12 protein-coding genes and 2 pseudogenes are annotated in these 21,130 nt (G+C 65.7%); 2 read left to right on the forward strand and 12 right to left on the reverse strand.

Annotation, left to right across the window (positions count from 1 at the left end):
- On the reverse strand, nucleotides 1-220 hold a 220-nt coding region (locus FMEAI12_RS13315; protein WP_200835271.1), incomplete at its 3' end, for a transposase domain-containing protein.
- A gap of 123 nt (nucleotides 221-343) precedes the next feature.
- A pseudogene (locus FMEAI12_RS13320) lies at nucleotides 344-592 on the reverse strand (IS1380 family transposase); the annotation flags it as partial.
- Between the two features lie 147 nt (nucleotides 593-739).
- Here FMEAI12_RS13320 and FMEAI12_RS13325 point away from each other — a divergent pair.
- Nucleotides 740-1,324, forward strand: a complete 585-nt coding sequence (locus tag FMEAI12_RS13325) for a transposase (RefSeq protein WP_112106263.1) — start codon at nucleotides 740-742, stop codon at nucleotides 1,322-1,324.
- 115 nt (nucleotides 1,325-1,439) lie between these two features.
- On the opposite strand, the pseudogene FMEAI12_RS13330 reads toward FMEAI12_RS13325, so the two are convergent.
- From FMEAI12_RS13330 to dapB, 5 genes and pseudogenes are all read right to left on the reverse strand, one after another.
- Nucleotides 1,440-1,694: pseudogene (locus FMEAI12_RS13330) on the reverse strand (IS701 family transposase); the annotation flags it as partial.
- A gap of 152 nt (nucleotides 1,695-1,846) precedes the next feature.
- Complete coding sequence (locus FMEAI12_RS13335; RefSeq protein WP_112106264.1) at nucleotides 1,847-3,073, reverse strand: NAD(P)/FAD-dependent oxidoreductase; 1,227 nt, start codon at nucleotides 3,071-3,073, stop codon at nucleotides 1,847-1,849.
- A 3-nt stretch (nucleotides 3,074-3,076) separates the two neighbouring features.
- Nucleotides 3,077-4,525 carry an FAD-dependent tricarballylate dehydrogenase TcuA gene (gene tcuA / locus FMEAI12_RS13340; RefSeq protein WP_112106265.1) on the reverse strand — a complete coding sequence of 483 codons (1,449 nt, stop codon included), beginning with the start codon at nucleotides 4,523-4,525 and terminating at the stop codon, nucleotides 3,077-3,079.
- Nucleotides 4,526-4,590: 65 nt separating this feature from the next.
- Nucleotides 4,591-6,216: a (2,3-dihydroxybenzoyl)adenylate synthase gene (locus FMEAI12_RS13345; RefSeq protein ID WP_112106266.1), complete on the reverse strand. Its 1,626-nt coding sequence runs from the start codon at nucleotides 6,214-6,216 to the stop codon at nucleotides 4,591-4,593.
- Nucleotides 6,217-6,348: 132 nt separating this feature from the next.
- Nucleotides 6,349-7,095, reverse strand: coding sequence for a 4-hydroxy-tetrahydrodipicolinate reductase (gene dapB / locus FMEAI12_RS13350; RefSeq protein WP_112106267.1), 747 nt, complete (start codon nucleotides 7,093-7,095; stop codon nucleotides 6,349-6,351).
- Between the two features lie 359 nt (nucleotides 7,096-7,454).
- Between dapB and FMEAI12_RS36610 the strand changes: the two genes are divergently transcribed.
- On the forward strand, nucleotides 7,455-7,601 hold the full coding sequence (locus FMEAI12_RS36610) for a hypothetical protein (protein WP_160144270.1): 147 nt from the start codon (nucleotides 7,455-7,457) through the stop codon (nucleotides 7,599-7,601).
- 93 nt (nucleotides 7,602-7,694) lie between these two features.
- Here FMEAI12_RS36610 and FMEAI12_RS13355 read toward each other — a convergent pair whose 3' ends face one another.
- The 5 genes from FMEAI12_RS13355 to FMEAI12_RS13375 form a co-directional block, all read right to left on the reverse strand.
- Nucleotides 7,695-7,946, reverse strand: a complete 252-nt coding sequence (locus FMEAI12_RS13355) for an MbtH family protein (RefSeq protein ID WP_020460620.1) — start codon at nucleotides 7,944-7,946, stop codon at nucleotides 7,695-7,697.
- A 33-nt stretch (nucleotides 7,947-7,979) separates the two neighbouring features.
- The gene (locus tag FMEAI12_RS13360) at nucleotides 7,980-9,260 is read right to left on the reverse strand and encodes a lysine N(6)-hydroxylase/L-ornithine N(5)-oxygenase family protein (protein WP_235013962.1); all 1,281 of its coding nucleotides are present in this window, start codon (nucleotides 9,258-9,260) and stop codon (nucleotides 7,980-7,982) included.
- Nucleotides 9,261-9,301: 41 nt separating this feature from the next.
- Entirely contained in the window at nucleotides 9,302-10,144 is an 843-nt protein-coding gene (locus tag FMEAI12_RS13365) for an alpha/beta fold hydrolase (protein WP_112106268.1), read from the reverse strand.
- Nucleotides 10,145-10,216: 72 nt separating this feature from the next.
- Nucleotides 10,217-10,471, reverse strand: coding sequence for a phosphopantetheine-binding protein (locus tag FMEAI12_RS13370; RefSeq protein ID WP_112106269.1), 255 nt, complete (start codon nucleotides 10,469-10,471; stop codon nucleotides 10,217-10,219).
- The gene (locus tag FMEAI12_RS13375; protein ID WP_112106270.1) at nucleotides 10,455-21,077 is read right to left on the reverse strand and encodes a non-ribosomal peptide synthetase; all 10,623 of its coding nucleotides are present in this window, start codon (nucleotides 21,075-21,077) and stop codon (nucleotides 10,455-10,457) included. Before FMEAI12_RS13375 ends, FMEAI12_RS13370 begins: the two co-directional genes overlap by 17 nt.
- Nucleotides 21,078-21,130: the final 53 nt, after the last annotated feature.

Here is a 21,130-nt window from a genome sequence, read left to right on the forward strand (position 1 = left end):
CGAACCGGTCCAGCGACCCGGTGACCTTCGCCGCGACCTCGGCGTAGTCGTCGTCCGGGAACAGGCACATCCCCAACGTCAGATAGACCGTCACATGCGGCGGGAGTTTCCCGCCCCTGCGCCGCTCACCGACCCCACAGGCCGCGACCGCCTCGTCCACCGCGTCCCGCGGCACCGCCGTCACCAACACCCCGACCGACACCTGGTCCGGGGTCACCATCGAAGCCACGAACCGTCACCAAACCACCCACCAGCACAGATGCCACGCCGCCACGCCGTACCAACCCACCAGCCAAGAACAACAGAAGATCAGCCATCCAAGATCGACTTAAGCTTCACGGCATTGGATCAGGACCTTGCGGGAACGGCGCAGCCGTCGGGGTAGCTGAGCCAGCGCGGCCGTGGCCACGGTGATGTGGTCGGCCGCGGTGTTCGAGCCGGCGTTTCCCCGGCAGAGCAGCACCGCGGCGGGTTCCCCGGTCCCGTCCGGGCCGTGGTCGATGAACGCCCACAGAGGATGGAACCCGAACCCGCGCTTGAACGTCGGTTTCGCCTGTTCCTTCTCGGAATGGGCGGTGACCAGGGTGGCGTTCCGGGCGAGGCTGGCTTCGTCGAGGGCGCGGGCGTCGCCTTTGAGCGCGACGAAGACTCTGCTGCGTAATTCGGCTGGGTGTCGTGGGTGCGGCATTGATCTCTTCTGTGGTCCGGGTCGTCTCGCTGGCCGCGGGAGGTGGGGCACATGTCGTTGCAGCCGAAGGGGCTGCCCGAGATCCCGGCGCAGACTGTGACGGTCGCGCGGGCGGCGTTTCCGCGGGGGACGTTGGCGATGCGGCTGCGGGATCGCCTCGCCGAGGTGTTCGCCGATGAGCCGTTCACCGGCGCGTTCGGGATCAGGGGGGCGCCGGGTCTGCCGCCAGCGGTGTTGTCGCTGGTCACGGCGCTGCAGTTCACCGAGAACCTGACCGACCGGCAGGCCGCGGGTATGGCGGTCCGTGCGATCGACTGGAAGTACGCCCTCGGCGCGGAGCTGACCGATACCGGGTTCGACGCGACGGTGCTGTCCCGGTTCCGGGCCCGGCTGGCCGACCACGATCTGGAACGGGTGGTCTTCGACCGGCTCGTGGAGGCCTGCCGTGAGCGGGGCCTGATCGGCGCTGGTGGCAGAGCGCGCACCGATTCCACCCATGTGATCAGCGCGGTGCGGGACCTGAACCGGACCGAGCTCGCCAGGGAGAGCGTGCGGGCGGCGTTAGAGGCCCACGCGGTCGTGGCCCCGGACTGGCTGGCCGACACCCTGAACATCGACGAGTTGGCGTATCGCTAGGGCGAGCGGGTCAACGGGTGGACGATGCCGTCATCGACGACGGCCCGGGACCGTCTTGCCGCGGTGTTCGGGCAGGACGCGCTCGCCCTGTGCCGGGCAGTCGCCGCTCCCCGGCCAGGTTCTCGATCACATACGACGCGACCACGTCACGCACCCGATCAGCGTTCCACACATACCCGTTCAGTAGCCGCTGCATCTTCTGCGGACCCGCCTGACCGGTGAACTCCGCGAGGGTCCACCCGTTCTTCCGCTCCGCGCGGGACAACAACCCGGCCACATACGCCCGCGCCTGCACCCGCGGCTGCTCCGACACGAAACACGGATCGACTCGCACCAGCAACTCCTCCAAACCAGCCTCCCATACCGCCACGTCCAAACCGGATACACTCCGCTCCGCGGCCACCGCGGATTCATCGTCTATTCTCACAAACTACGGAGAATCACACGGTAGCCGCACCCGTTCGGACGCCACGCCGCCACTCCATGCAGAGAGACCACATGCCGGCCACTGTCACTGGAGTATTAGGTGATGGAGGCGGCGTCGTGCAGGCTGTCGAACAGGGCCGCGCGGCGCATATAGGCGCGCGCGCTATCGAGGTTCTCGGCCGTGCAGCGCAACTGATCGAGGTTCTGTCGCCGCACGGCGGGGTCGCGTTCCTCCAGCATTCGCTTGTTGGCGATTGTCTGGGCTTGTACGTAGTTCAGCGCGGCGTGACGGCGCTGGCGGCTGTAGAGATCGAGCAGATCGTCACCGTCCCGACCGTGGATCACCTGGGGGAGCTTCTCCGCAAGGTTGATGGCATCATGGATGCCGCCGTTCATGCCCATGCCGCCGATCGGGTTGTTGACGTGCGCGCTGTCTCCGGCCAACAAGATGCGGCCTTTATGGAAGGTCCCGGCCACGCGCTGATTGACCCTGTAGACCCTGGCGTACTCGACGTGGTAGGGGTCCGCCTTGGGGAAGAACTTCTGCAGCCGCCGCTCGACACGCGCTGCCGACAGTGCGGTGGTGTCGTCCTCGTCCTGGCCGATCGGCAGGATCAGCCGCCAGAGTCCTTCGGGCGTCTCCCCGCGCACCTTGAACAGGTTGGCCCACTCGTAGGGGTCGGAGAAGTAGTTGCGCAGTGACAGATTCGACTTCACGGTCTTGAAGTCGAATCTGGTCGCGATCTTGATGAACCGCTCCGGATACGTGAACCCTTCGAACTCGATGCCGGCGAGCTTGCGCACTGTTGACCGGCCGCCGTCGCAGCCGATGACATAGGCCGCCGTCATGCGCCCCGTGCCCGCGGGGGAGGCGTACTCCACCTCGATGCCGTTCGCGGCCACGGTGAGGCCGGTGAGGGCGTGGGAGAACCGCATGTCGAAGTCGGATCCGTTGGCGTATTCCTCGGCGATGGAAGCGGTCAGTTTGTATTGCTCGTACTGCAGCACATAGGGAAACCGGATCTCGTCTTTGAGCCGGGCGAGATCGAACTCCGCCACCAACTCGCCGGTCGGCCGGTCATGGAAGCGATAGGTGCTCGAAACCAGGCCGTGCGGCGTGATCTTCTCGGTGATGCCCAATTCGTCAAGCATCTCCAGAGTGCTCGGATGAATGGTCGCGGCGCGCTGATCCTTCACCGGTACGGGCTCCGACTCGAGCACGGTGACCGGGATGCCCTGCCGGTTCAGCGCCAGTGCGCACACCATTCCGACCGGGCCGGCGCCGACGATGACGACCCGGGTGCTGCTCTGCGACGAAATCATGGCTCAGGCGAGCGATCCTGTGCGTCGCCCGACCACCATTCCCGCAGTCAGGCCGGCGCCCGTCGGGTAGTTCCCGCTGAAGAGGCCCCCGAGCGCTTCACCGCACGCGAAGAGCCCGGGGATGGGCGCACCTGACGGATCGAGCACCCGGCCGTTGATGTCGCCGCGAAGCCCTCCAAAGGTGAAACTGATTCCACACGTCACCGGATATGCATAATAGGGCGGCGTCTCTATCGCCGATGCCCAATTACTCTTGATCGGTTCCACCGTCGCGCTGCGGCCGTCCTTGATCGTTGGATCGAGCGGACGGCTGGTGTCGATCGATGAGTTGAAATCGCGGACCGTCCGCGCGAACGCGTCGACGTCGACGTCTATGGCTGCGGCGAGCTCTTCGACGCTGTTGGCGACGACCGGGATGATCCCGGGCATTTCATACTCGTACACGTTGAGCATCGATCGCGAGTTCGCGTCGAAGATCTGAAACGCCACCGAACCCGGCTGTTCGAGGATCACCTTGCCGTACTTCGCGTACGTATAGTTGCGAAAGTCTGCACCCTCGTCGAGGAATCGTCGACCCCAGGCGTTGACAATGATGCCAAGCGGATAGCCGTACCGGCTGAGTCGGTTCGTCAACATACGGTTGCTCTCGTTCTCGGGATATGACGCGTCCCACGGCACGCTATGACACGTTGACCAGTCGCCTCCACGATCTGCACCAATCTCCAAGGCCGCGCCGATCAGGTCACCGGTGTTGTACGGCGTGCCACGCACCTTCGCGTGCTGCCACCCGTCTCCCAGGTAGCGTTGCCGCCATTGCGCGTTCGCCTCGAAACCGCCGCTGGCGATCACCACCGACTCCGCCGGAAACTCCTGATCGCCCGCGCGAACACCGACGACCGAGCCGCCGTTGGTCATCAGCCCCGTGACCGGGCAACCGTAGCGCATCTCGACCCCGAGCCGCGAGGCGACGCGTTCATGGTCTGATATCAGCCCAGGGCCCGCGTCGACGTTGCACACGTGCGTTCCACCCCAGAACACGAAGGTTCCATCGGCGTTCTCGTGAGCCTGCCGCTCGTACATCAGCCGGAATCGCAACCCCAGTTCGTGCAGCCAGCGGACCGCGTCGCGCGAGCCTTCGACGACAGCCGCGGCAAGTTCCTTATCGTCACGTCCCTCGGTGATCCGGTCCAGGTCGGCCAGGAACTCTGCCGCCGAGTACGGCGGAACTTCGGTACGCACGTGACGCTCATCGGGCTCAAGGACCTCGAGCAGATCGCCGAGCCCGGCGTGCACCATCCGGGTCGCACCGAGCGTGTAGTAGCTGTTCCCCCCGGCCAGCGCCCGCGGCGCCTTCTCCAACAGCAGCACGCGTCGCCCGCGCTCGGCCGCCGCGTGAGCCGTGCAGTACCCGGCGTTACCCCCGCCGACCACAACAACATCCGCGTTGTGCATAACCACCTCGTTGCCGTATCCGACCCGAGAACAACTCACGTTGAGCGATGCCGCTCGACGCGTTCCTAGTTCTGCTCGCGCTGCAGTCGCTTGCTGACCTTGCCGACCGCGGTGTACGGGAACTCGTCGACCACCTCCACGAAATCGGGAAGCTTGAATGTCGCGAGGCCCCACTCCTGCAGGAACCGACGCAGCTTGCTCAAGGTGAGATCGGCCACGTCCTCCGGCGACCGGGGGATCAGGTACGCCTTGATGCGCTCGCCGAGCACCTCGTCATCGATGCCGATCACGGAGGCGTTGTGCACGCCGCCGTGGGCGAGGAACGCGTTCTCCAGCTCCTCGGGCGCGATCTTCTCGCCGCCACGGTTGATCTGGTCCTTCGACCGGCCCACGACCCTCATGAACCCACGCTCGTCCCGCTCGACTATGTCACCGGTGCGGTAGAAGCCATCGCTGGTGAACGCCAGGGCATTCTGCTCGGGGTTGCGATAGTAGCCGCGGATTACCGACGGCCCCCGCGTCAGTAGGTGACCGGGCGCCCCGGGCGGCACGTCGTTTCCCTCGTCGTCTATGACCCGGATCTCGTCGGCCTCCGAGGCCGGCCGGCCCTGGTATCGCACGCTGGTCTCCCGATCGACGTCCGGAGGGTTGCTGACGACCAGGCCTTCGCCCATCCCGAAGCTCTGAGACAGCTCCATGCCGAGCTCCGGCTCGACCCGCCGCGCCACCTCCTCGCTCAGCTTCGCACCCCCGCACATGATCACCTGCATGCTGGAGAGATCGTAGGCGTCGCGCAGCGAGGAGTTCAGCCAGGCCAGCAGGATCGGGGGCACCAACGTCACGCGGTTCGCGCGGTGCTTCTCGATCAGCGGGAACGCCGCATCGGGGCTGCCGTTCGGCGCGATCACGATCGTTGCGCCCACGCTGAACGCGCCGAGGAAGCCGGGCGAACGCGTCGACATACTGTGACAGATCGGCATGACCAGCAGATGCACCGTCCGCTCGGTGATGCCCCGTTCCCCGACGCTTCTGCGCAACGCATAGCCGTACGTGTGATGAGTATGCGGCATCAGCTTCGGAACGCCCGTCGTGCCGCCCGACATCTGCAGCAGCGCGACGTCCTGCGGGCTGCATCGCCGCACGTGCTCGAGCGATCCTTTCGAAAGCAGCGCGTCGTACTCGGCGCCGCCGCCGCCGCGATCGAGGATCACTGTGTGCTCCAGATGGGCCCAACGGCCCTTCAGGTCGGCAGCCAACGCAGCGAGATCGGTGCCGCTGTCCGATGCGACGGTGATGTAGGTACGCGCCTCGGCAATCTCGATGAAGTGTTCGATCTCCGCGCGACGGTGCGCGATGGGCGCGACCACGGGAATCACGCCGAGCTCCCACAGGGCGAAGACGAACGCGATGTACTCGTAGGTATTGGGCAGATGCACGACCACTCGGTCGCCACGGCCCAGCCCCAGATCCTGCAGACCGGCCGCGAGACGCAGGACTTCATCCGTGAGTTGCCTATAGCTCAGCCGGGTGTCGCGGTCGATGACCGCGAGCTTGTCGGGATAGCGTTCCGCCGCGGCAAAAAGCAACTCCGGAAGCGTCTGATCGTGCCAGTATCCCTTTGTGAGGTACTGGGCCACGGACTTTGGCGGATAGGGTACGACGCCGTCAAGGGTCAGCGGTTGGATGCTCATCGGTCTTCCTCGGGTGTCGGCGTCTCGTGTCCTGGCGGCATCGGCGCCGCGTGAAGCTGCCGATGCCGATCCGGTCGTCGAAGAGCGAGTTCACGCAAGAGGTTCAGGCTGTCATCCGTTGTCGAATCGTGTTCAGCCCAGGCTCAGCACGGTTTCGAGGCCGATCGTCACCCCGGGGAGACCTGGGACGGCGCGGAGCGCGGCGAGCACTCCGGGCATGAGGGACTCGCGTGTGACGGAGTCGTAACGCAGCCTCAGGATCTCGCCCTCGGATCCGAACAGCACCTCTTGTGAAGACATGAAACCGCGTACACGCACCGCGTGGACGTTGACTTCCTCGATCCGCCCGCCGCGCGTTCCATGCGGGTCGCGAGAGGTGGCATCGGGCGAGGGAGCGGAACCTGCTTTCGCGCGAGCGCGAGCGATCAGTTCGGCCGTGTGCTGTGCCGTACCCGATGGCGCGTCCACCTTATCGGGATGGTGCATCTCGATGATCTCGACAGACTCGAAGAGCGGGGCAGCCTTCGCCGCGAACTGCGTCAAGAGCACCGCGCCCACCGAGAAGTTCGGGACGACGAAAACGTTGACTTCATCACGTTCGATGAGTGCGGCGCGAATTTGCTGGACAGCGTCTTCATCGAAGCCGGATGTTCCCACCACGACGTGAATCCCCTGCTCGATGCACCATTGGACCTGCTCGTGTGCCACGCCCGGCGGGGAGAACACGAGCACGACATCGGCCTTCTTTTCGACGATCTCTCGCAGGTTATCATCGACATCGATCTCGGCGACCACGCTCATGTCGGAAGTGGCCTCGATTGCACGAACCGATGCCTCACCCATGCGCCCGCGTGCTCCCAGCACAGCAACTTGAGTCATGAGGGAAGGTTAACCTAAGTCATTCGACCGACACAAGGCTATCTGCGGTGAGCTGTCAGGGAGCGGAGCGGTCGCCGGGCAGAGGTGGTCCGTCTTGGTTGAATCGCTGTGTGGCGGCTGGCGGTCGGTCGTCGGGGACGCTTCGGCCGTCGGGTTTGATTGGCGGCGTTTGCGCTGGTGGCGGAGCTGTTCAGCTCGGGTGAGAGGCTCGGTCCCTGAATTTGCGCAGGCTGGAATGGCCACTGGCGGGGTGGCAACCACGCGTTCATCGCCAGCAGCCCCCTGGGCGCCGCCAACGTCGACAAGCTCCAATGAGGCAGCACAGATCATCGCCGAGCTTTGTGAGCCGCGGACGCCGTGTGGCTCGAGTCTGCCGTGAGCGCACCCAACATCTCTCTGCCTCTGCCATCGCCGCCGCGATGGGCAAGGCCGACATGGCGACGCTGCTGCGCACCATCGCCCAGACCTCCGCTCAGCCCGCCCCGTCCAGGGCTGCCGCCTCGTGATGCACCTGCAGATCGGCTTGGACCTTGCTGCCGAGTACGGTGCGTAGCATCAGGTTCGTTCCTTCCCAGCCGACTGCCGCACACCGCCGTGCGTTACTCGCCTGTGGCAGCTCTCGCGACTTCGTGGCTGGCAATGAAGTCGCGCAGCGACTTGGGCCGCAGGTCGGTCCAAGTCTGGTCGATCCAGTCGAGCACCTCCTGCCTGGGTCTGCCGTCCGGCTCGCCGTAGACGATGGTCCAGCCGCCGGGCACCGGCTTGAACGTGGGCCAGAGCGAGTACTGCTCCTCATGGTTGATGAGCGCGTAGAACGTGCCATCCTCGTCGTCGAACGGGTTCTTCGCCATCGCGTGTTCTCCTTCTGCCGGTGGGACGGGCCGTCAGCTGCCCGTCGCCATGTGGGATCTGTGCGTGGGGACCGCGGCCTCGAGAATCTCGCCGGCGCGCACGGCCAGGGTCGACAGCAGCGACGAGCTGAGGCCGTGGCTGTGCTGGACACCCCCGCTGAGGAAGATGCGGCCCTCCAGCCCCGGCACGCGCAGGCTGTAGTCGCGCGCCACGAGCGACTCGTCCCCGTCGAGCGCGGCCTCGAGGTCGATGCCGTCGCCGAGCAGGCCGCGCGGGTCTGACGGGCGGAAGCCGGTGGCGAAGACCACCGCGTCGACCTCGAGCGGCGTGCGCGCACGGGCCCCGAGGTCGCGCAGCGCGACGACGACACCCCCCGGGCCCTCGCGCAGGCTTTCGACCTCGGTGACGCGGTGCACGAACAGGCGCCGCACGCCGCGCAGCTTCTCGTCGTACTCCCGTCGGTAGAGGTCGTCGATGAGCTCGGCGTCGACAGCGGCGTAGTTCGTCGACCAGTGCCGCCGCAGCAGCTGCTGTTTGACGTCGGGCGGAGCGGTGTAGTACTCCCCGACGGAGGCGGGGTCGAAGATGCGGTTCGCATACGGGGTGTTGTCGGAGGGCACATAGCCGAAGCTGCGGATGGAGGCGTGTACCTCCGCCGCCGGGTAGGTGTCATGCAGGTAGGCGGCAACCTCTGCGGCGCTCTGCCCAGCGCCCACGACGAGGAACCGGCCGTGCGGCGTGGAGGGGAGCCGGTCGAGGCTGCTGAGCAGACCGTGGTTGTGGAACACCCGAGGGCCGGCCTCGATCCCGTCCGGGAGCACGGGGCGCAGCCCGGTCGCGACAACTACCGACCGCGCCCGGACCGCCTCGCGTCCGCCGCCGCCCGACACCATGACGGTGAAGGCCGCACCGTCGTGGTCGACGCGGGTGGCCCTCGCCCCGTAGGAGACTGGCACGTTCACACGCGCGGCCGCCCACGCCAGATAGTCGCGGAACTCGAGCCGGGTGGGGAAGAAGCTCTTCAGGTTGATGAAGTCGCTCAGGCGCCCGCGCTCGTGCAGGTAGTTCAGAAAGCTATACGAGCTGGTGGGCGAGCGCATGGTCGCGAGGTCCTTGAGGAAACTGATCTGCATGGTCGTGCCCGGCAGCAGCATGCCGTCGTGCCATCCGAACCTCGGCTGGGCCTCTACGAAGCGGGCGGTCACACGGTCGGCGGCAGGCCGGGCGCCGTTGCGCTCTTCAATGGCGATTGCCAGGCTCAGGTTGGCCGGTCCGAAGCCGATACCGATGATGTCGACCACATCGGGTAGCATGCCCACCGCATCCGACCGAGTGTTCACTTCATTCATCGCCGTCACCCGACGGCCGACCCCTCGGGCTCGGCGAGAAAGTCGAGGATGAGCCGGTTCACCGCTTCGGGCTGCTCGAGATAGCCGTAGTGTCCCGTGTCGGGCACCTCGACATACCGGGCAGTCGGGACGATATCGGCAAGCTCGCGTCCGAGGTGTGCCGGGATCATCAAGTCGTCGGCGAAACCGATCACCAGCAACGGCCGGGTGATCGCCCTGTACGCGTCGCCGCGATCTCCGAGTCGTTCGGAAGCGCCGAGTTGGCCACGCTCACCCGACGACGCCGGAACCGCGGAGTACTCCAGAAGCGCAAGCCAGTCGTTGGATTTCGTCTCATCTCGCAATGTCGCGGGCGATAAGTTCAGCAGAGCATCGACCGCTGCCTTATACGCTTTCGGCAGCACGATCTTTTGGTCGAACAACTCCTGCTCGCCCCGGGTGAGCATCTGTCCGACGTCGTCGATGCGTGCGTGACCACCCATCGCGACCGCCCGGCACACAAGGTCGGGGCGCTCGAGGACCAACTCCTGCACGACCCGCGCTCCGAGCGAGGTTCCGATCACGTGCGCCGGGGCGCCGAAGCGCTCGATGAGCGCGGCGAGATCGTCAACGAGCTCTGGGACGACGATGTCGGGGCACGACGTGGCAGTCTGTCCGGGCACCGGGCTGATGCCCCGGTTGTCGTAGGTGACGACCCGGTACCCCGCCTCGACGAGGGCGGGCACCTGGTGCGGCGTCCACACCTGCCCCTTCGCTCCCGTTCCCATCACCAACACGACGAGAGGGTCGGCACCATCGCCATACTCGTCGTAGTGCAGGGCGATTCCGTTCACGAGCATCGTGGGCATTGCGTCTCCTTGTCGGGAAGGGGCGGGAAGATCGCGCAGCCGGTCGTCATACCCGCCCCTGGTAGACGAGACTCACTCAGACGACTCGGCGTCATCGTTCGTCGACGCCGCCAACACCTCAAGCCAACGTGACACCCGTTGGTCTTCAGCGAGCGTAATGAAGTCGATGCCCTCCGCGCCGGCGCTGCGCCACCGCTCGACCAGTTCCATGAGCCGGACGGAGTCCATGCCCTGTACGCGCAGGTCGGCGTTCTGATCCACGTCGTTCGCCTCGATGTACAGGACATCGGCGACGTCGGCTAGCACTCGGTTATCGCTGATCTTCATGATCCTCCTCTGGGTTACCGAAACCGCTGTTCCAGACGCCCGTCTCTGTCGTGTAGGACGCCAACGTCTCGAGCGACTGCACCCACAGCTCTTGCAGTTCGCTCACTTCCGCCTCGCTGAGGATCCCCGCCGCATAAACGATGTTGCCCCTCAACGTCCACTCGTTGTTCTCAGCGCTCTGTACCGCCACCAAAGAAATGTCCAACACGGCGATCAGAGGCATCGTCCTGTCCGCGGAACCGACGATCCCAGGAGCCTCGGGGGCCATCTCCCATGCGCTGTCCCTCACGGCGCTGCCGGGGCCGAACTGGCCGAGGTAGTTGAATCCGATCTGTGGCACCACGCCGTCGACCAAACGGCCCGCGCCGTCAGGAGCGAGCTCTCGAAGCACCCCGTAGCCGATGCCGCGATCGGGTACCGCCCGCAGTTGCTCATTCACGTGCCTCACCACATCTGCGGAAGCTCCCGGATCCGTCAAGGCCGTGACGGGATCGATGCCGACGGTGTCCAGTCCGACTGGGAACCACGTCGTGAACCACCCCACAGTGCGGGAAAGATCACTGCCGGGCACGAACGTCTCTTCGCGCCCGTGACCCTCAAGTCCGATCAGCGCACGCCGATGACCGACCCCTCGCCTCGCCCGCCATGCCCCGACAGCGATCGTCAACGAGCCGAGCAGCACATCGTTGATCTCGGCCGCCAGTGCACCAGGCACCTCCTTCAGCACCGGGCCGGCGACTCTCGCGGGCACTTGGATCGTGAGCACCTCCGCTGTGGCGCGCGTGTCGAGCGCCGCGTCCAGCGCACGGGAACCCAGCAACGGATCATCCGCCGTGACAGCCTCGGCCCAGTACTCTGTCTGCGCCCTCACATCCTGCTCAGCGGCGCGGCCCGCGAGCATCTCAGCCCAGTTCAGCAAGCTCGTGCCTACCGGCAGCAGTGGCTCAGCAGTGCGGCCGGTCTCCAACTCCCACGCCTGCCGAAGATCATCCCCAAGAACTCGCCATGACACCCCATCGACGACCAGGTGATGCATTACCAGCAGTAGACGGCTTGTCGCATCGGCAGAACCCGTGTACCAGACTGCCCGCCACAAGATGCCGGCATCGAGGTGCAGAGAACGCGCTAGTTCCTCCACACGTGCACGATTGCCGCTGCGCCACGTCGGATCCGGCCACGCGGGCCCCAGCGCTTCGATCACCATCCGATCTTTCGCGACTTCAGGAGAGCGGGCAGGAACCTCGAACCGGAAGGATCCGTCGACATCTGCCACGAGGCGACCGCCCAGAGCCGCATGATGCGCGACGACCCGGTTCAGCACGCGCAACAATGTGTCGTGCGTCATTCCGGCTGGCACCACGAAAGTCACCGCCTGCACCAACGTCGAAAAGCCGGGCAAATCCACTTCCTTGTTGGCGATCGGCCACAACCTGGAGGATCGCAGATCCTTCAGGGGGGCGGTGTGCTCCGTTGCCGACTCCGACTGGCGCGCATCAGAAAGACGAGCCAGCCCGGCCGCCGTCCGCGTCGAGAAGACGTCCGCGGCCGAGATGACGACACCGATGCGCCGCATTCGGGATACCAACTGGATCGACAGAATGCTGTCCCCGCCCAGCTGGAAGAAGTCGTCCTCAACCGACAACCGCGCTTCGTCACTCAAACCCAGCAGGTCACGGACGACGGCGAGGAGATCTCGCTCCGTGTCGGTCGCGGGTGCACGCCCGTGGGCGGTCGATTGCCCGAGATCGGGGACGGGCAATGCCTTCCGGTCGAGCTTGCCAGTTGTGGTCAGCGGGAACGTCTCAAGCCGATTGTAGGATGCGGGGATCATGTAGTCGGGGAGGTGCTGTGCGGCGTGCTCGCGGAGTGACCGGCGGAGTGCGTCGTCGCTGGTATCGATGCGGGCGGTGGTGACGTAGGCAGCGAGAAACTTCCCTCCGGAGGGATGGTCGGCCGCGATGACCTCAGCACGCACGACCTCCGGGTGCGCCTCCAGCACGTCACGGATCTCCCCTGGCTCGATCCGGTACCCGCGGATCTTGGTCTGCTCGTCGGCACGACCGAGGTAATCGATGCGCCCCTCGTCGTTCCACCGGGCCAGGTCGCCCGTGCGATACATCCGCGCCCCCGGCTCCCACGGGCACGCCACGAACCGCTCGGCGGTGAGGGCGGGCTGCTCCCAGTAGCCGCGCGCATTGCCCGCGCCCGCGAGATACAGCTCACCTGGAACACCGGGCAGGGCAAACTGCAGGTTCTGATCCAGGATGTACGCCCGGGTGTTGAAGATCGGCGTGCCCACGCTCGGGTTCGGGCTGTCGGCGAGATCCGCGCCGAGCGCATTGATCGTGTACTCGGTCGGCCCGTACAGGTTGTACGACTCCACGCCCGGGGCATCTCGCAGCTGCTGCCACAGCCGCTCGGGCACCGCCTCGCCGCCGAGCGACACGAACACCACGCCCGTCGCGTCTGCCGACACCGATCGACCCGCCGGCCGGTCACGCTCCAGCAAACCCTCGTCAACGAGCACCTGCCCGTACGAGGGAGTCACGTCGAAGCCATCGATGCGCTGATCGTCGTAGTACGCGAGTAGCTGCTGCGGATCCCGGCGCATCTCCTCGTTGATCACATACACCGAGTGGCCGTTGAGCAGCCAGAACAGCTGCTCCCACGACGCATCGAACGAGAACGACGTCGTATGCGCGATCCGCATCCGCCGCCCGCCCTGATGGGCCACCACGCGGTCGAAGATCTTCTCCACATGGTTGGCATACATGTTCGTCAAGCCCCGGTAACCGACCGCGACACCCTTCGGTCGGCCCGTCGAGCCGGACGTGAAGATGATGTACGCCAGATGATCCAGCGACACCTCCCCGCCGCGCTCGGCCACGGTGACCGGCCCATCCGCCAGTTCCGCGACGCGCGTGCGCACCACCGCATCGTCGAGATTCACCACCCGCCCCGCCGCGGGCCCGAGCCGTGCCACGTCACGATCGGTGACGAGCGTGACCGTCGGACCCGCCACATCGAGCATGTAACCGATCCGGTCATCGGGCAGCTCCGCATCGATCGGCACATACGCCGCACCCACCGCGAACACCGCGAACATCGCGATGACCATCCGCTCATCACGCGGCAGCAGCAGCGCAACCCTGTGCTCCTGGCGCACGCCCCGCTCCAGCAGCAGCCGCGCATACCGGTTCACCTCCGCGGACAACCCCGCAAACGTGAAACTCCGCGCACCCGCAACCAGCGCGATCTCCCCCGGCGACCGCGCCACCTGATCATCAAGAAGACCCGCAACAGTAACACCAGCCAACTCTGCTGGACTTCCAGTCGTCCAAGCTTCGAGAGTGGGTCTCTCTTTCGCGATCAGCAGATCGACTTCGGCGATAGTCCGGTTCGGATCCTCGGCGATCGCGCCGAGGATCTTCTGAATCACGCCGAGGAAACGGACCGCTGTCTTCTCTTCGAAGAGATCCGTACTGAACGTGAGAAATACGGATACTTCGGTGTCGGAGTCGACCAGATAGAGATCGAGATCTCCCTTGACGGCACCCAGCCCCACCATGCGAGGCCGCACGACGAGATCCCTGACCTCCGGATCCACTCGGCGTCCGGTAGCACGCTGGTAGGTGAGCATGACCTGGAAGACCGGATTTCTGCCGACGACCCGATCCGCAGAGATCGCCGTGACGATCTGATCGAAAGGCGCCGCTTGATGACTGAAGCCATCCAGCACGGTCTGCTTCACACGAGCGAGAACGTCGGAGAATTTGTCGCCGGGGAAGTATCTGTGGCGGAGGGGAATCGTGTTCACGAAGTATCCGACGACGCCTTCGAGACCGTCCTCGGTACGACCGCCGACTGGTGCACCGAGAACGACATCGTCACTCGCGCTCATGGCGGATATCGCCAGGGCCACGGCAGCCTGGGAGATCATGAACATCGTGACCCCATACCCATCTTCGACGCGCCGCAAATCAGCCACGACATCGGATGAGATGGTCAAGGACACATCTGCCGCACGGTACGTCGGTTCAGCCGGCCGGGGCCGGTGGGGGCTTATCGTGGATTCACCCGGAGCATCCGCCAGCGTGTCTGCCCAATACTTCAAATGGTGATGTAGTGCGGACTCTGGATCGGTGGGCTGACCGAGCACGGCCTGTTGCCAGACCGCATAGTCTGCGTACTGTATCCCGACCGGCTCCCACGCCGGCGCATGCCCCTTGCTTCTTGCCGCGTAGGCGGCGAAGAGATCTTCCAGCAGCGTCGGCGTGGACCATTCATCTGTTGCGTGATGGTGCACCGCAAGGACGAGAATCCACTCTGCAACCTCCACGCGTAGCAGACCTGCGCGGACCGGGATACCCGCGGCAAGGTCGAATCGGCTCCGCACGAGTTCCCGAAGGCGTTCGTCAATCGCGTCTTGTCCCGCCCCGATGAAGTCCTCAGGAATCAGAGGCAGGCGCAAGGCCGCCTCCTCACCCGTGAGGATCACCTGATGGAGCTGCCCGTCATCCCCCACGATCAACGTTCGCAGCGCCTCATGTCGGGTCACGACATCCTGCACCGCTGACCTCAGGGCAGTCTCGTCAAGTTCTCCGGACAAGTGCCGGATCAGAGGGACGACATAGCGAGCCCCCGGGCCGCCCATCTGCTCGATAACCCAGAGGGAGCGCTGCCCATACGTCACAGGCAGTAGTTCCGGGCGTGGCAGATCGCCTACTCGCGGTACGCGAGATACGGTTTGAGAGGCTCCGTCGACGACACGCGCCAGTCCTTCGATCGTGGCCTGTTCGAACATATCCCGCAGAGTCAGCGCCGAACCCAATGCGGCATTGGCCCGCGCGACGACGCGGGTTGCCAGCAACGAGTGACCACCCAGACGGAAGAAGTCATCGTTCGCCCTCAGACTGACCTCACCCCCGAGACTTAGCACCGCGCGGAACACTTCCGCCAGCGAGCGCTCCGTCGGCGTCTCAGGTGCACGCCCGTCGGTGCCGGTGATCTCACTGAGATCGGGGACGGGCAATGCCTTCCGGTCGAGCTTTCCGTTGACCGTCGTTGCGAAGGAGTCAATTCGGGTGATCGTCGTGGGGATCATGTAGTCGGGGAGGTGCTGTGCGGCGTGCTCGCGGAGTGACCGGCGGAGTGCGTCGTCGCTGGTATCGATGCGGGCGGTGGTGACGTAGGCAGCGAGAAACTTCCCTCCGGAGGGATGGTCGGCCGCGATGACCTCAGCACGCACGACCTCCGGGTGCGCCTCCAGCACGTCACGGATCTCCCCTGGCTCGATCCGGTACCCGCGGATCTTGGTCTGCTCGTCGGCACGACCGAGGTAATCGATGCGCCCCTCGTCGTTCCACCGGGCCAGGTCGCCCGTGCGATACATCCGCGCCCCCGGCTCCCACGGGCACGCCACGAACCGCTCGGCGGTGAGGGCGGGCTGCTCCCAGTAGCCGCGCGCATTGCCCGCGCCCGCGAGATACAGCTCACCTGGAACACCGGGCAGGGCAAACTGCAGGTTCTGATCCAGGATGTACGCCCGGGTGTTGAAGATCGGCGTGCCCACGCTCGGGTTCGGGCTGTCGGCGAGATCCGCGCCGAGCGCATTGATCGTGTACTCGGTCGGCCCGTACAGGTTGTACGACTCCACGCCCGGGGCATCTCGCAGCTGCTGCCACAGCCGCTCGGGCACCGCCTCGCCGCCGAGCGACACGAACACCACGCCTGTCGCGTCTGCCGACACCGATCGACCCGCCGGCCGGTCACGCTCCAGCAAACCCTCGTCAACGAGCACCTGCCCGTACGAGGGAGTCACGTCGAAGCCATCGATGCGCTGATCGTCGTAGTACGCGAGTAGCTGCTGCGGATCCCGGCGCATCTCCTCGTTGATCACATACACCGAGTGGCCGTTGAGCAGCCAGAACAGCTGCTCCCACGACGCATCGAACGAGAACGACGTCGTATGCGCGATCCGCATCCGCCGCCCGCCCTGATGGGCCACCACGCGGTCGAAGATCTTCTCCACATGGTTGGCATACATGTTCGTCAAGCCCCGGTAACCGACCGCGACACCCTTCGGTCGGCCCGTCGAGCCGGACGTGAAGATGATGTACGCCAGATGATCCAGCGACACCTCCCCGCCGCGCTCGGCCACGGTGACCGGCCCATCCGCCAGTTCCGCGACGCGCGTGCGCACCACCGCATCGTCGAGATTCACCACCCGCCCCGCCGCGGGCCCGAGCCGTGCCACGTCACGATCGGTGACGAGCGTGACCGTCGGACCCGCCACATCGAGCATGTAACCGATCCGGTCATCGGGCAGCTCCGCATCGATCGGCACATACGCCGCACCCACCGCGAACACCGCGAACATCGCGATGACCATCCGCTCATCACGCGGCAGCAGCAGCGCAACCCTGTGCTCCTGGCGCACGCCCCGCTCCAGCAGCAGCCGCGCATACCGGTTCACCTCCGCGGACAACCCCGCAAACGTGAAACTCCGCGCACCCGCAACCAGCGCGATCTCCCCCGGCGACCGCGCCACCTGATCATCAAGAAGACCCGCAACAGTAACAGGCTCTACGTCTCGGTGCAGATCGGCGGCGGTGCCGGTGTGAGGCTCGACCTCGTCGGGCAGCAGCACCGTCAGCCCGCCGACGGGCGCGCGCAAACGGCTCGCGATCGCGTTCAGCGTCGCAACGTAGCGCTCCAGCATCTTTTCGGCGCTGGCCGTTTCGTACGCGTCGCGGCGGTAGGAGAGCCGCACATGCACGGACGCGGATCCTGCACGCTCCCATACATTCACTGCGAACGTCACCGGATAGTGCGTGGCGTCATCCACGGCGGAGCCGACCACTCGGACGCCAGCCCAGTCACGTTCGTCGCGCACCTGGAAGGGCAGGTTCTGCACCACGAACAACGTGTCGAAGAGCGTTGCCATACCAGCAGACGCCTGAATGCTCGTCAGTGCGGTGTCGGGATGGTCGATGACGCGCAGCTGCTCGGACTGCACTCGCGCGAGCATCTCCTGAGCTGTCTCGAACGGGCTAAGACGCACGCGCATCGGTACCGTGTTGAAGAGCACCCCGATGGTCCGGTCCGCGTCGGGAAGCTCGGGAGGGCGGCCGGACACCGTGTTGCCGAACACCACGTCATCGCTGCCAGTCAGGCGGCTGAGGGTGACAGCCCAGGAAACCTGCAGGACTGTACCCACCGTCACTTGCGCAGTCCGCGCGGCGCCGAACACCGCAGCAGCGGCCGATGGATCAAGATCGTAATGCAGATCGCCCGTGTCGATCTGCCCCGCACCGAGATCGCCGCCCTCTGGCCAGAGCATCGTCGGGCCAGACAGCTCGGCGAGATAGTCGCTCCAGGCGCGGACGGCGGTCTCCGGATCCCGACCGTCGAGCCACTCAAGATACGAACGGAATGACGCCGGTTCGACGCGATCCGCGTACCCGGGATCCGCGTAGATCGTGAGGATCTCCTCCAACAGGGCCTTCAACGACCAGCCGTCCAGCAGAATGTGCTCAAAGCTCATCGCCAGAATCCAGGCATCGGTCGACCGCTCGATGAGGGTGAACCGGATCAGCGGTGGAGTCTGGAAGTCGAAGGGCTCACGTCGCTCGGCTGCCAGGAAATCACCGATGTCCACACGGAGTTCGGACCACTCGGTGAGCGAGATGATTCGGAACGGTGCATCTGCGACAGCGGGGATCACCTGCGCCTCACCCGAGGGCACGAAGGCGGCACGAAGGTTCGGGTACCGGTCGAGCGCGACCCTCACCGCACCCTCTAGACGGTCAGGGTCGACCGCGCCTGACAACTCTCTCGTGGCCTGCGATACATAGGCGTTGTGATCGTCCGACTCCTGCGCGCGCACCATGTGGTAAAAGATGCCGCGTTGCAACGTGGACAACGGGAGGATCTCGGCGGCTTTGCCGTAGAGGGCACGGATGCGCTCTTCTTCCTCCCACGAGATCGTGAGACGGTCGGCTCGACGAAGACGCAGCCCGCTTGGCGACTGCCTCGACAGCGTGAGCGCGAAGTCGATCTGGGCGGTCACGGTGGCGATCTCCTCCGCCAGCGCGCGCACATCCAGGTCGACACCAGGGGCTGTCTCGACCTCCACCCGGACCGTTTGCGGCTCAGATGCCAGGCCCGGGCCGATCAGGATGCGGATGTCGAGCTGGATCGGATTGTCTGCGGGGATCGCGGGAACCGTTGCGATGCGCTCCGCCGCGCTACGGAACACACTGATCCGGATGTGCGGGAGAGGCAGATCGTCGAAGAATCGGCCGAGCTGCGGGCGAGCGCGCAGGGACGCGTAGTCAGCCGCACGCTCGGGGCTCAGTGTAAGTGGCGAGTGGGTGCCGCCTCCGTTCGGGGTGGTCGCCGGTTCGCCGAGAAGTACTGGGTAGCTCCAGACTGTGAATGCGTCCGCGGGCTCGCGCCGTTCGACGATCAGCTGGCTTTCGCCGAGCGTTCGGTTGAGCGTCCGGGCGATCGCATCCCACGCTTCGAGTTGCGTTGTGCCGCTCATCTCACGCTGTCCGGAGATCCCGACACTATGTGTCGCGAAGGCCGGTGCTTCGCCAGCATTCGACGGCAGGCTGACATCTCGCACCGCGGCGAGCTGGTCGATCCAATCGTCCCAGAAGGGATCCTCGAGAACCGTGCTGAGCTCGGCGTCTGTCCGTTGATCGCCGCCAGCTCGCGGTGTCTCGATCACCAGCCGGCTCTGTGAGTCGTAGCCAGCGACAAGCTCGGCGAGCAGCGCTCCGACCGCGTCGAGGGCCTCGACGTTGTCGTGTGCGGCGACCAGTTCGCCGCTTCCGTCGTCGAGCACCCGCAGCTGCATCCCGCCGTCGCCCAGTGCGAGAGCGACGTGATCAACGGCAGCACGCCACAGCACGGCATCCTGGATGTCGAATGCGGGAAGCGCAAGGCGGAAGACTGGTCGTTCCTGATCGGAGGCCGCCCCGTGAAGCCCGGAATTGAGAGCAGCCTGAACCATTTGCGCGAGATGGACGGACGCAAGCTCTGGATGCCGCGCGCCGAGGGTCAGAAACAGCCGCGTCTTCTGTAGCAGCCGTGACGAAGTGTCTTCGGAGAACAGTTCCCTGGCCGCGTTCAGGTGCAGAGCCAGAGCGCCGTCGCTACGCCTCGTGATGGAGTAGACGAGGTCGAAAAGGGCGGGCCGGGCCGGACCCGGTCCTCCGGTCGCGACCGGGACGTAGGGGACGAAGGTCGTGGCTGGGCCCGGCTCTGGATCACCCTGGTCGAGATAGGCGGCCATCACCTGGAAGAGAGGGCTGATCCCGGGAGCACGTATCGGCTGGATCGCCTCGACGACGGCGTCGAAAGGCACGAGCTTGCGCTCGTTCGCCTCAAGCATGCGCTCCCGCATGTTGGTGAGCGCTTGTCCGAACCCGTCCATCTCGTCGATGTCGGAGCGGACGACGACAGTGTTCACGAAGTAGCCGATCAGGTCGCTTAGCTCCGGTAGATCGCGCAGGCTGGCAGGTATACCGATCGGCACCGTGGTGCCGGTCCCCTCGCTCCAGAGCGCGAGGGTGAGCGCGGTCATCAACCCCTGCAGCGGTGTCGCCCTGCGCTCGATGAGCAGGGCATCCACGGCGCCGACTTCATCGTCAGACAGCACAGCGGTCGCCGGTCGGACCGTGCGCGAGCCGGTGTCGGTGCGCGGGTAATCGATCGGCAGCGGAGTTTCCGTAGGGAGATCTTCGAGCGTACCGCGCCAGTACTCAAGGTCACGCCGATAGCGCGAGTCCGCATCTCGGGAGTCACCGAGCACTGCCCGGTGCCAGAGCGCGAAGTCCGCGAACTGCACGGGAAGCGCAACGAGCTCGGACGACGTGCCAGACGTCTCTTCGTGATAAAGAGCGTTCAGATCGCGGAGGAAGGGGGTGAATGATTGCTCGTCGGAGACGATGTGGTGCCCGGCAGCAACGAGCAGATCGTCCTCCTCCCCGCGGAGGAGACTGAATCGGAGGCCGCAGTCGGACGCGAGGTCCATTGGGGCGGCGACGAGTTCGGCGATCCTCTCATCCGCCGCTGACGAGGGGATCTGCTCAACCGTGACGAGCGCCACGCTCGGTTCTGTGGCCGGGTGGATCCTCTGGCGCAGTTCGGCGGCGTCTTCGTCGAGCACGAAGGTTGTGCGCAGGATCTCGTGCCGGGCGACGAGACGACGAACGGCCGCTTGTAGGGCACTGACGTCGACCGGTTCGCGTGATTGGAGGGCCATAACCATGCGGTAGATCGTCTTGCCAGCAATCTGGTCGGTTACCCAGAGGGCTTGCTGTCCGAAGGACGCCGGCAGGTTGGCGGGCCGTGGCAGATCCCCGATTTGCAGCGCTGGAATTGTCGAGACGCTCGAGCCTTCGATGACGATCTCGGCCAGGCCCGCGATCGTGGGATGGTCGAACACGTCCCGCAGACTCAGCCCTGAACCGAGGATCGCGTTGGCTCGGGCGACGACCCGCGTCGCAAGGAGCGAGTGCCCGCCGAGTCGGAAGAAGTCGTCGTCCACGGACAGGGGTGTGCTCTCGGGGAGGGCGAGGACGTCGCGGAACACCCCGGCCAGGGACAGCTCGGTGTCGGTTTCCGGGGGGCGGCCGCTGCCGGATC

It is taken from the genome of Parafrankia sp. Ea1.12, from assembly GCF_900465275.1.
Taxonomy (GTDB): Bacteria; Actinomycetota; Actinomycetes; order Frankiales; family Frankiaceae; genus Parafrankia; species Parafrankia soli.

Coding starts and splice junctions, on each gene's coding strand:
- FMEAI12_RS13365 (WP_112106268.1), bottom strand. CDS start 10,144: ATGCCCACGATGCTCGTGAACGGAATCGCCCTGCACTACGACGAGTAT.
- dapB (WP_112106267.1), bottom strand. CDS start 7,095: ATGACTCAAGTTGCTGTGCTGGGAGCACGCGGGCGCATGGGTGAGGCA.
- FMEAI12_RS13355 (WP_020460620.1), bottom strand. CDS start 7,946: ATGGCGAAGAACCCGTTCGACGACGAGGATGGCACGTTCTACGCGCTC.
- FMEAI12_RS13345 (WP_112106266.1), bottom strand. CDS start 6,216: ATGAGCATCCAACCGCTGACCCTTGACGGCGTCGTACCCTATCCGCCA.
- FMEAI12_RS13370 (WP_112106269.1), bottom strand. CDS start 10,471: ATGAAGATCAGCGATAACCGAGTGCTAGCCGACGTCGCCGATGTCCTG.
- tcuA (WP_112106265.1), bottom strand. CDS start 4,525: ATGCACAACGCGGATGTTGTTGTGGTCGGCGGGGGTAACGCCGGGTAC.
- FMEAI12_RS13335 (WP_112106264.1), bottom strand. CDS start 3,073: ATGATTTCGTCGCAGAGCAGCACCCGGGTCGTCATCGTCGGCGCCGGC.
- FMEAI12_RS13360 (WP_235013962.1), bottom strand. CDS start 9,260: ATGCTACCCGATGTGGTCGACATCATCGGTATCGGCTTCGGACCGGCC.
- FMEAI12_RS13325 (WP_112106263.1), top strand. CDS start 740: ATGTCGTTGCAGCCGAAGGGGCTGCCCGAGATCCCGGCGCAGACTGTG.